Consider the following 10,903-nt stretch of genomic DNA (forward strand, 5'->3'; position numbering starts at 1 on the left):
ATTTTAGCATAAATTTATGAATAGGTGTTAAAGTTTGATAAAATTTTATTATATTTTAATTTAATTAACGAATACTTAATAAGTACTTAATAAGGAATTAATATGAAACTGGCGGTATTTGATTTTGATTCGACGTTAATGGACGGAGAAACGATAGACTTTTTAGCCGAACCACTGGGACTTAAAGAAAAAGTGGCTTCAATTACCGAAATGGCAATGAGGGGAGAATTGGACTTTTTTGAAAGTTTAATTATGAGAGTAAAACTCCTTGAAGGGCTTGAAGAAAAAAAGGTAAACGATATTTGTCACTCTTTACCTTTGATGCCGGGAGCTAAAGAAATAGTAAAAGAACTTAAAAAAAGAAATGTTACGGTTGTGTGTTTTAGCGGAGGTTTCAGAAATGCTACTTCATATGTTAAAGATCTGATAGGACTTGATGCGGACTTCAGCAATGTTTTGCATGCAAAAGACGGTGTACTTACCGGACTGGTCGGAGGAGAGATGATGTTTAGCCACTCAAAAGGCGATATGTTACAAAGAATTCAGAACATATTGGGAGTTAACGAAGATCAGACTATGGTGGTAGGTGACGGGGCAAACGATCTTAGTATGTTTAAACATGCTAAAACTAAAGTGGCGTACTGTGCAAAAGAAGTGTTGAAAAAAGAGGCTAATATTGTTATTGAGGAAAAAGATCTTACAAAAATATTAGAGTTCATTTAATTGGATAATTTAAGTAAAATTATAAAAATATTAATAGGAAGAAAAAGGGCGGGAAATTAAAAAACAAGGAGCAGAAATGAGTACAAGTATTTGGGTTGATTATCTTGACAGGGAGTTTTTGGATACCACATTTAAAGAGTGGGTTAATAGCGGGCTGGTAAACGGATTGACCAGCAATCCGGCGATATTTGCAAATGCGCTGAAAAAAGATATTTATAAAGAAGATTTTGAAAGACTCAAAGGAAAATCAAGCAAAGAGATATATGAAGAAATCGCCGTAAAAGACATTCAAAAGGCATGTGATATATTAGAACCGTTATATGATGAAGGAAATGACGGTTATGCCAGTATCGAAGTAGACCCTAGGCTTATTAACGATACAAGAGGAACAATAGACGAAGCGTTAAGACTGGTTGATAAAATACAAAGAGATAACGTAATGATAAAAATTCCTGCCAACGAAGCCGGAGTAAAAGCCATGGAAGAGCTAGCTAAAAAAGGAATAAATATCAATGCTACTTTAATATTTTCTCCTAATCAGGCGATGCAGGCGGCTGAAGCTATCAGCAAAGGCCCAAGAACGATTGACGGCGTTATTTCTGTATTCGTAAGCAGATTTGACAGAAAATTAAATCCGGTTTTAAAAGAAAAAAACCTTGCACAGGACAGAGTCGGATTTTTTAACGCAATAAAAATTTATAACCAGATAGAAAATATGAATATGCCAAACATTAGAACGCTTTTTGCATCTACCGGAGTTAAACAAGATTATCTTCCTGCCGATTATTATGTAGAAAACCTGTATCTTCCGCACAGCGTTTTAACATTGCCTTTGGATGTAATAGAAGCTATAAAAGATAAAGAGCTGGAAGAAAGTTTTCATTTTCAGACTAAACATATTGACGGTTTTTTCAGCTTTTTGACACCGGCCGGAATCAATATGCAAAAAGTGTATCAGGAACTATTTGAAGAAGGGGTGGAGGCATTTGAAAAAGCATTTGAGGATATGCTTAATTCTATTAAGGAATAAATATGACAAGAGAAGATTTAAATAAATACCTGCACGCTTTAATTAAATATGACGGAAGCGACTTGCATGTCAAGGCAGGGAACGGTATTAAAGCCAGGGTTCAGGGTAAACTGGTTACAATGGAGTCTCCGTTTTTAAAAAGGGAAGATGTTATTGAACTGTTAAAAATAATATTAAGAAGCAGGTTTGACGAGCTTGTAAAAAACAAAGAAATAGATTTTAATTATAAACTGAATGAAGATTACAGATTCAGGGGAAATGCATTTTTCCAGATAGACGGTCCTTCTATTGTATTCAGGGTAATACCTAGTAAAATACCCACTATAGAGAGTCTGAAATTTCCTCCGGCTTTACATAAATTTGCCCAAACAGAAAGAGGGCTTGTGCTTGTTACCGGGGTTACGGGAAGCGGTAAATCTACTACTCTTGCTGCAATGATTAATGAAATAAACGAAACTAGATCTAAGCATATTATAACGATTGAAGATCCGGTAGAATTCGTGCATAAAGACAAAAAATGTTTAATCAACCAAAGAAGTTTAGGAGAAGACACACTAAGTTTCAGCAAAGCTCTTAGAGCGGCTTTAAGGGAAGACCCGGATATTATTCTCGTTGGTGAGATGAGGGACAGAGAAACAATTGAAATAGCGCTTCATGCCGCAGAAACCGGACATTTGGTGTTCTCAACCCTGCATACTCTTGATGCAAAAGAAACTATAAACAGAATTATCGGGGTGTTTCCGGTAGAAGAGCAGGACAGGATAAGAATGGTGCTGGGATCAGTATTAGAAGGTGTCGTGTCACAAAGGCTTGTACCGACTGTAGACGGAAAAAGAACGGCTGCTATGGAAATTTTGGTTAAAACACCTAGAATTAAAGACCTGATTTTACAAAAAAGAGACAACGAATTAAAAGACGTAATAGAAGAAGGTAAAAAAACATACGGAACACAAAGTTTCGATCAGCATCTTGTCGATCTTGTTATACAGGGAAGGGTCAGCGAAGAGGTTGCGCTTGATTATGCGACAAGCAGGGACGACTTTATACTTAAACTTAAAAAAGCAAAACTTGAAAGCGGTATGGAAGTTATTGAAGAATCAAAAATCGGACTTAAAGACGGTTGAAAAATATAAAAATTTAGATATAATTTCAGTTCTAAAAAAATTAAGGAGAAAATATGCTTGAAGGAATTATCAGAGAGAGTACCTCAAAAGCTGAAACTAAAAAGCTTAGAAGGGATGGTTATCTGATTGCTAACATTTATGGTAAAGGTCAGGAAAACATAAATGCTGCATTCAAAACAGGTGACTTCATTAAATACTTAAGAAACAAAGAACATTTGGTGTTCCCTGTAAAAGTAGGGGATAAAGAAGTAAAAGTTGTTGTTCAGGAATATCAAAAAAACCCTGTAACTGGCGAAATTTTACATGTTGACCTATTAATGGCTCAAGACGGTGTAAAATCATATTACCATGTTCCGATTAAAGTTAAAGGTACGCCAATCGGTCTTAAAAACAAAGGTGTATTAATTTATCACAGAAGAAGAATTAAAGTTAAAGCCGCACCTGAGAATCTGCCTGATTTCTTCGAATTAGATATCAGCAATCTTGATGTGGGTGACAATATTCTTATCAGAGACATTGAAATGCCTGAAGGTGTTGAATGTTACTTAAACCCTTCAATTCCGGTTGTAGGTGTAATTAAGGCTAAATAATTTAAACGGCTTTTGCCGTTTCTTTCTTTAACTACTACATAAAGAGGTTGTATGAAACTCATTATCGGTCTGGGAAATCCAGGAGAGAAATATAAACTTACCCGTCACAATATCGGTTTTTTAAGTATTGACTATTTGATTGAGCAGTTTAATGCCAGAAAGATAAACTCTTCATTTAAAGGCGAACTTTATAAATCTGCAGATTTTTTACTACTTAAACCTATGACATATATGAATTTAAGCGGTGAAAGCGCGGTACTAGTAAAAAATTATTATAAAATTGATAATGAAGATGTTATTGTCATACATGACGATATAGATTTGAAAACGGGAGCTCTTAAATTTAAAAGAGGCGGTTCTCACGGCGGACATAACGGACTTAAATCTTTAGACCAGCATATCGGAAACGATTATTGGAGAATAAGAATAGGAATCGGAAGACCGGAAAGAAAAGAAGAAGTTGTAAAATATGTTTTAAGTAATTTTACGGAAGAAGAGCTTGAGTGTATGAAATCTCTTTTTCCAAAAATAGCTAAAGCCGTTACTGAAATAGACAAAGCGGCGAGTAAATATACTCAAAAAGAGTGTTAATGTTTTTTATTTTTATTTTAAAAAAATATTTAAAAAATTTTTTACTTATACTTTTTTCATTATCGTTTTTTTTCGTTATTGTAGATCTTATAGCAAACTATTCCAGACTGCCTGATTCTTCAAACCTTCAGGTCTTATATGTATATTATATTATGCTTTACAGTTTTGATATGTTTTATGCCCTTGCTCTGGTTTTTTCTTTTATACTTACGCTGTATTATATGATTAAATTTAACGAGCTTGTAAGTTTTTATTCGTTAGGTTTTACAATAAAAAAACTTTTAAAGCCTTTTATGTTTTTCGCCGTTGCTGTTTTTGCTCTGTTTTTGGTATTAGACAGCGGAAAATTTGCATATGTAAGAGAATATGCGAATTTTATATTAAACAATAATAAATACAGCAGTACGAATCTTTTTATTAAATATAACGATAAAGTTGTATATATAAAAAAAATAGAACCGATTTTGAAACAGGCGGACGATATTAAGGTTTTTTATTTAAAGGGAAGAAAAGTCACCAAAATAATTTCTGCTAAAAAAGCTCTGTTTAAAAATGATGTCTGGTATGCCAAAAAGGCTAAAATCACATATTTAAACGATAAAAGAATTGTTAATCTGGTAGATAATGTCTATTTTCTGAAAGATTTTAAACCAAAAATAATTTCAAATTTAAAAAATCTTAATTCTATTTCGTTTTATGACGCGTTTATTGCTATAAAACTTTTTAAAGACATAAACGTCAATACACTGCTTTCAATTGTCTTTTATAAAGTTTTTACCGCTTTGAGTCTTATTTCACTTTTGATAATTTTAATGTTTAAGACTCCCGTTCATCAAAGAGTTTCTAATGTCTCTTTATTTTTGGTAAAATCCGTTTTTTTAACTATTTTTACATGGGGAATTCAGCTTATGATATATAAATTTGCAAAACAGGGAGTATTGTCGCCTTATGTTTTGGTGATTCCTTTTGCGGTACTGTTTAGTTACGGAATATTTTTATTATATAAGGAGAAATAATGAATTTTAAAGAACTGGCTAATAAATACGATACGCCTCTTTATGTGTATGATTTTAATCATTTTGAAAATCAGTTTAATGAGCTTAAAAATGCATTTAAAGGCAGAAAAAGCATCATTTCTTATGCTGTAAAAGCAAATTCGAATTTAAGCGTTATTAAAAAGTTTGCATCACTCGGAAGCGGTGCGGACTGTGTGAGTATCGGAGAAGTAAAAAGAGCTCTTTTAGCAGGTGTGGATAAATATAAAATTATATTCAGCGGAGTCGGAAAAAGAGACGATGAGATTGAAGAAGCTTTAAAACTTGATATTTTAATGATTAACGTAGAAAGTGAAGCTGAACTGCAAAGAGTGGAAGAAATTGCGGAAAAACTCGGTGTCGTTGCAAGAATTTCAATAAGGGTAAATCCGAATATAGATCCTAAAACACATCCTTATATCTCTACAGGGCTGCATGAAAATAAATTCGGAGTCGATTTGGATACGGCAAAAAAAATGTATCTTTTCGCTAAGAATTCAAGATCTTTAAATCCGGTCGGAATACATTTTCATATAGGTAGCCAGCTTACAGAACTTGAACCGATTAAAGAAGCAAGCCAGATTGTGGCCGATCTGGTAAGAAGTCTTAAAGCTGTAAATATCGATATTAAATTTTTTGATGTTGGCGGAGGACTCGGCATTAAATATAAAGACGAAACGACAATCAAGCCTTACGATTACGCCCAGGCTATTTTATCAACACTTAGCGGACTTGATCTTACGATTGTCTGTGAACCGGGAAGATTTCTTGTAGGAAACGGCGGCTGGTTTTTAACAAAGGTTTTATATGAAAAAGTCAACGGAGATAAAAGGTTTGTTATAGTAGACGGAGCTATGAATGATTTAATAAGGCCTTCGCTGTATAATGCGTATCATAAAATAGAAGTGTTAAGCGAAAAAGACGGAGAGCTCAGCAGGGCAAATCTGGTAGGTCCGATTTGTGAAAGCGGGGATTTCTTTGCCAAAGATATAGAGATTCCAAGCACTAATCCTGGAGATCTTGTAGTTATTTACAGCGCCGGTGCGTACGGTTTTACAATGAGCAGCAATTACAATACGCGCCCGAGAGCCGCAGAAGTTGCAGTGGAAAACGGAAAAGACAGAATTATCAGAAGAAGGGAAACTTTTGAGGATTTAATTGCCTGTGAAATAGATTATCTCTGATACAGGAGGGGGAATGGAAGGATTTTTTATTGATGTTCAGGGGACGCTGATAGACGATAAAAACTTTCTTCCTCTTCCCGGAAGCAGAGAATTTTTAAAATATTTAAACAGTAAAAAAACACCTTTCGTTTTAATTACAAATAATACAAAAAAGCCTTCTGAGGAGTTTATCAGTTATTTAAAGAATTTAGGATTTGAATTTGAATATTATATTGACCCTTTAATGGTTGCAGGGGAATATATTCAGAATAAAACAATCGCTCCTTACGGACAGGAAAAATTCGTAAAAATCATGAAAAACAGCTTTAATCTTGATTATAAAAATCCGGATGCCGTAGTACTCGGGATTAAACTTTATGACAACGAAACAATTAGCGGTATAATTGAAAAACTGTTAAACGGTTCGGAATTAATAGGTATGCACCGTACATCTTTGTATTCTTACAATTCCAAACGATATCCAGGGCTTGGCGCTATACTTGAAATGCTTAAATATGCTACCGATACGGATTATGTAACCGTAGGTAAACCCAGCAGGGAGTTTTTTGACAGGGCTAAATCGTATTTAGGCCTAAATTATGATAAAATTACCATTATTAGCGATGATTTAAAAGGGGATTTGATACCTGCTAAAAAACTGGGTATGAAAACGGTATTGGTTTTAAGCGGAAAAATTAAAAGTGAAAAAGAGATAAATCAAAAACCGGATTTCATATATAAAAATTTAAAATTTTTACTGGAAAATTGGAGAAAGAATGGAAGATAAACTACTGCAACTCAGAAATCAGATAGATTCTATAGATAATGAAATTATCAGACTGTTAAACAAAAGAATGGAAATCGTAAAGAAAGTAGGGGAACTTAAAAATACAAGCAACGCTCCTGTCTACAGACCGGAAAGAGAAAAAGAAATTATTCAAAGACTTACAGAACTTAGCAAAAAAGAGGGCGGAATACTCGGATATGATGAAATAGAAGCCATTTTTCTTGAAATTTTTGCAATCAGCAGAACTCTTGAAAGAAAAGAAAGAATAGCTTTTTTAGGACCGGTAGGAACATATACGCATCAGGCGGCTGAAAGCAGATTCGGAGCTAATGCAAAATATCTTCCTCTTTTGAATATCGAGGCTGTATTTAAAGCGGTGTCTAACAAAGAAGCCAAATACGGAGTAGTTCCTATAGAAAACAATACTGAAGGCGTTGTAGGAATTACTCTGGATTCTTTAAAAAAATATAACGTTAAAATAGTTTCTGAAATATGTATGGATATACATCATTCATTTGCATCATGTCAGGATGATTTAAAAAATATAAAAAGAATCTATTCCCATCCGCAGGGTTATAACCAGTGTCTTAATTTTCTTGAAACCCACGGACTTTTGGATATAGAATTCATTCCTACCGAATCTACTGCAAAAGCTGCTCAAATGGCTGCAGAAGATAAACAAAGCGGTGCAATATGCTCTAAAATCGCTGCAAAACTTTATAATGTGCCGTTGCTTTTTGAAAAAATTGAAGACAATTTGGCCAATAGAACGCGCTTTATTGTTATCAGCGATTTTAAAACTCAAAAAAGCGGAAACGACAAAACAAGTGTAATTGCAAAAACATCTCATAAATCAGGGGCTCTTTTTGAACTTCTTAAAAAATTTAAAGACAGGGAAATTAATCTTTTAAAAATAGAAAGCAGACCGAATAAAGACGATACGTTTAATACATGGTTTTATATTGATTTTGAAGGGCATATTGATGATAAAAGTGTTCAAGATTTGATTGACAGCGAAGAAATGATATGGCTCGGCAGTTATTTAAGGGACTGTTAGAAATTTATAATAAATTTATTTAGTGAAATTTAAGGAGATTTAATGTTTGAAAAACTGAAAGATTTAAAAACATACGAAGCCGGAAAGCCGATAGAACTGGTCGTAAGGGAATTTGGAATAGAACCTAAAGATATAATTAAACTGGCAAGCAATGAAAATCCTTACGGTCCTCCTCCTAAAGCAATTGAAAAAGTAAAAAATCTGGCTTCGGAAATGCACAGATATCCTGATGACAGTTTTTTTGAGTTAAAAGAGGGACTGAGTTCAAAATTTAACATATCTGCGTCTAATATTATTATAGGTGCAGGAAGCGATCAGATTTTAGAATTCGCCGTTCATGCTGTCTCCCCTAAAAAGGTTTTAATGGCGGGTATTACGTTTGCAATGTATGAAATATATTCTAAACAGGTTGGAGCTCAAATTTTAAAAACAAAATCTATAACTCATAATCTGGAAGAATTTTATGAAATATATAAAGAACAAAAACCGGAAATAATTTTTCTTTGTGTGCCTAATAATCCTTTGGGAGAATGTATTGACGCAAAAGAAGTGTTTGATTTTATAGAAAAAATTGATGAAAACACTTTAATAATTGTAGACGGAGCATATCAGGAATTTGCCGCTTATAAAGATAAAGATAAAGAAATTAAACCTGAAGATATACTTAAATACAAAAACGTTTTATATACCGGAACGTTTTCCAAAGCATACGGTCTTGGCGGTATGAGAGTAGGATACGGCATTGCGAATGAGTATATAATCGAAAATCTTCATAAATTGAGACCTCCTTTCAATATAACAACCCTAAGTCTGGCAGCTGCGATAGAAGCATTAAAAGATGAAGAGTTTGTTAAAAACTCAATAATAAAAAACTTTGAAGAGATGGAAAAATATGTCAGTTTCGCAAAAGAAAATAATTTAAAATATATAGACAATTATACAAATTTCATTGTTTTATATATTAAAAATTCAACACAAATTGCTGAAAATTTATTAAAAAAAGGTATAATTGTAAGGAATATGGCCAGTTACGGATTTGAAGCCTTAAGAATTACTATAGGTACGCCTGAACAAAACGATAAATTATTAAATACATTAAAAGGTATGATTAGTTGAATTTTGAAGAACTTTTTAGGCAAATAATAGCATTTGCAAAAAAATTAAACAAAAGACAGAAAATTGTAATTATTGCCTCGATTGTCGCATTAGTGGCAATTATCTCTTTTTTGATAGTATTTAATACAAGCTCTTCTAAAATAAAAACAGGTTATGCGATACTTTTTGACAATCTTTCTTCCAAAGACGCTGCATTAATTGTACAATACCTTGAAAAAAAACATATACCATATGAAATACCTGAAGACGGAGTTATTGAAGTTCCTAAAAATGTCGTACAGAAAGTCAGAATAGATGTTGCCGCACAGGGACTTCCTAAAAGTTCTAAAGTGGGATTTGAGCTTTTTGATAAAAATAGTTTCGGAATTACTGATTTTGAACAGAAAATAAAATATCTAAGAGCTCTCGAAGGCGAGCTTGGCAGAACTATCGAATCTTTGGACGCGGTAGAAGAAGCTACTGTTAATATTGCCCTTCCTAAAGAGAGTGTATTTGTAGAAAACCAGACTCCTCCAACCGCTTCGGTAGTTATTAAACTTAAGCCGAATATGATACTTACTCCAAAACAGATTCAGGGAATAAAATATCTTGTAGCTGCTGCCGTTCCTAAATTAAAGCCTGAAAATGTAAAAATAATAGACCAGTACGGAAATCTTTTAGGAGAAAATGACGAACTTACACAGAATAACGAACTGTTAAAAGCGGAAATAGCTTATAAAAAAAGAATGGAAAAAGCTTTAGAAAACAATATCGTATCGATTTTAGCACCTGTGGTTGGCGGAAGAAATAAAGTAGTCGCAAAAGTTAATCTGGATATCGATTTTTCCCAGGTTAAATCAAAATCCACAATTTATTCTCCCGACAATGTCGTAAGAAGCGAGCAGACACTGGAAGAAAGCAGAATAGGATATAAACCTAAACAGGTCGGAGGTGTGCCTGGTGCGGTAAGTAATGTCGGACCGGTTCAGGGGACAAAAAATCAAAACGTGAAAGATAAATACACTAAATCAGAAACAACTACCAATTATGAAATATCAACAACTATTAAAGATGTAAAAGAGCCTCTTGCAAAAATCAAAAGAATAACCGCTGCTGTTGTAGTAGACGGACATTACAAAGTTACAAAAGACGGAAAAAAAGAATTTGTTCCTCTTTCAAAGCTCGAAATCGCAAATATAGAAAACTTGGTTAAAAACACTATCGGTTACGATCCGAAAAGAGGAGACAGCGTAAGTGTAAGCAGTTTTCAATTTAACGGAGCATCAAACGGCAATGCTCCGACATCGAAAGTAGGGCAGATTATGCAGACAGTGGAAATGTATTTAGGACCGTTTAGTGTAGTATTGAAATATCTGTTTTTAGCATTGGTTCTTTTTGTGTTTTATAAAAAAGTAATTACACCTTTTACGCAAAAAATGCTTGAAGTTGAGATTGAAGAAGAGCCGGAGTATGTTAGGCCTGAAATAGAAGTTAATGAAGAGGAAGTTGAATCTACTTATGATAAAATAAAAGAATTAAAAGAAAAAGTTGAACAGCAGCTTGGTATTTCAAGCGATGTTAATGAAGAAGAGCTGAAATATGAAGTCTTGCTTGACAGGATAATTAAAATGACTGAGGAAAAAACCGAAGAAGTTGCAAAAGTATTAGAAAATTTAATTAAAGAAGAAACGCATGAAGTATAAGGATTT

Annotated in this window: 11 protein-coding genes; all 11 read left to right on the forward strand. The window is 33.6% G+C overall.

All coding sequences use genetic code 11. The annotated features are described in order from the left end of the window. Window positions 1–102 precede the first annotated feature (102 nt). The 11 genes from serB to fliF all read left to right on the forward strand — a co-directional run bounded on the left by serB (window position 103) and on the right by fliF (window position 10,897). On the forward strand, window positions 103–723 hold the full coding sequence (gene serB, locus ACZ5EP_RS01870; protein WP_464509202.1) for a phosphoserine phosphatase SerB: 621 nt from the start codon (window positions 103–105) through the stop codon (window positions 721–723). Window positions 724–799: 76 nt separating this feature from the next. Further along, entirely contained in the window at window positions 800–1,753 is a 954-nt protein-coding gene (locus ACZ5EP_RS01875; protein ID WP_464509203.1) for a transaldolase, read from the forward strand. Between the two features lie 2 nt (window positions 1,754–1,755). Next, entirely contained in the window at window positions 1,756–2,877 is a 1,122-nt protein-coding gene (locus ACZ5EP_RS01880; protein WP_464509204.1) for a type IV pilus twitching motility protein PilT, read from the forward strand. 53 nt (window positions 2,878–2,930) lie between these two features. Further along, on the forward strand, window positions 2,931–3,467 hold the full coding sequence (locus tag ACZ5EP_RS01885; protein ID WP_127680705.1) for a 50S ribosomal protein L25/general stress protein Ctc: 537 nt from the start codon (window positions 2,931–2,933) through the stop codon (window positions 3,465–3,467). 51 nt (window positions 3,468–3,518) lie between these two features. Next, entirely contained in the window at window positions 3,519–4,058 is a 540-nt protein-coding gene (gene pth / locus ACZ5EP_RS01890; RefSeq protein WP_464509205.1) for an aminoacyl-tRNA hydrolase, read from the forward strand. Continuing rightward, a complete protein-coding gene (locus tag ACZ5EP_RS01895; protein ID WP_464509206.1) occupies window positions 4,058–5,074 on the forward strand; it encodes an LptF/LptG family permease in 1,017 nt (338 codons plus the stop codon). Before pth ends, ACZ5EP_RS01895 begins: the two co-directional genes overlap by 1 nt. Then, window positions 5,074–6,276 carry a diaminopimelate decarboxylase gene (gene lysA, locus ACZ5EP_RS01900; protein WP_464509207.1) on the forward strand — a complete coding sequence of 401 codons (1,203 nt, stop codon included), beginning with the start codon at window positions 5,074–5,076 and terminating at the stop codon, window positions 6,274–6,276. Before ACZ5EP_RS01895 ends, lysA begins: the two co-directional genes overlap by 1 nt. Window positions 6,277–6,289: 13 nt before the next feature. Next, entirely contained in the window at window positions 6,290–7,042 is a 753-nt protein-coding gene (locus ACZ5EP_RS01905; protein WP_464509208.1) for an HAD-IIA family hydrolase, read from the forward strand. Beyond that, window positions 7,032–8,099 carry a prephenate dehydratase gene (gene pheA, locus ACZ5EP_RS01910; RefSeq protein WP_464509209.1) on the forward strand — a complete coding sequence of 356 codons (1,068 nt, stop codon included), beginning with the start codon at window positions 7,032–7,034 and terminating at the stop codon, window positions 8,097–8,099. Before ACZ5EP_RS01905 ends, pheA begins: the two co-directional genes overlap by 11 nt. Window positions 8,100–8,141: 42 nt before the next feature. Further along, window positions 8,142–9,215, forward strand: a complete 1,074-nt coding sequence (gene hisC, locus ACZ5EP_RS01915) for a histidinol-phosphate transaminase (protein ID WP_464509210.1) — start codon at window positions 8,142–8,144, stop codon at window positions 9,213–9,215. Next, window positions 9,212–10,897 (forward strand): flagellar basal-body MS-ring/collar protein FliF, encoded by a 1,686-nt coding sequence (gene fliF, locus ACZ5EP_RS01920; RefSeq protein WP_464509211.1) that lies wholly within the window; start codon window positions 9,212–9,214, stop codon window positions 10,895–10,897. Before hisC ends, fliF begins: the two co-directional genes overlap by 4 nt. Window positions 10,898–10,903 lie beyond the last annotated feature (6 nt).

It is taken from the genome of Nautilia abyssi, from assembly GCF_055388085.1.

Bases quoted from the DNA above. Each gene is read 5' to 3' on its own strand.
- ACZ5EP_RS01880 (WP_464509204.1), top strand. From the start codon at position 1,756: ATGACAAGAGAAGATTTAAATAAATACCTGCACGCTTTAATTAAATAT.
- lysA (WP_464509207.1), top strand. From the start codon at position 5,074: ATGAATTTTAAAGAACTGGCTAATAAATACGATACGCCTCTTTATGTG.
- ACZ5EP_RS01875 (WP_464509203.1), top strand. From the start codon at position 800: ATGAGTACAAGTATTTGGGTTGATTATCTTGACAGGGAGTTTTTGGAT.
- ACZ5EP_RS01905 (WP_464509208.1), top strand. From the start codon at position 6,290: ATGGAAGGATTTTTTATTGATGTTCAGGGGACGCTGATAGACGATAAA.
- pheA (WP_464509209.1), top strand. From the start codon at position 7,032: ATGGAAGATAAACTACTGCAACTCAGAAATCAGATAGATTCTATAGAT.
- ACZ5EP_RS01895 (WP_464509206.1), top strand. From the start codon at position 4,058: ATGTTTTTTATTTTTATTTTAAAAAAATATTTAAAAAATTTTTTACTT.
- ACZ5EP_RS01885 (WP_127680705.1), top strand. From the start codon at position 2,931: ATGCTTGAAGGAATTATCAGAGAGAGTACCTCAAAAGCTGAAACTAAA.
- serB (WP_464509202.1), top strand. From the start codon at position 103: ATGAAACTGGCGGTATTTGATTTTGATTCGACGTTAATGGACGGAGAA.
- pth (WP_464509205.1), top strand. From the start codon at position 3,519: ATGAAACTCATTATCGGTCTGGGAAATCCAGGAGAGAAATATAAACTT.
- hisC (WP_464509210.1), top strand. From the start codon at position 8,142: ATGTTTGAAAAACTGAAAGATTTAAAAACATACGAAGCCGGAAAGCCG.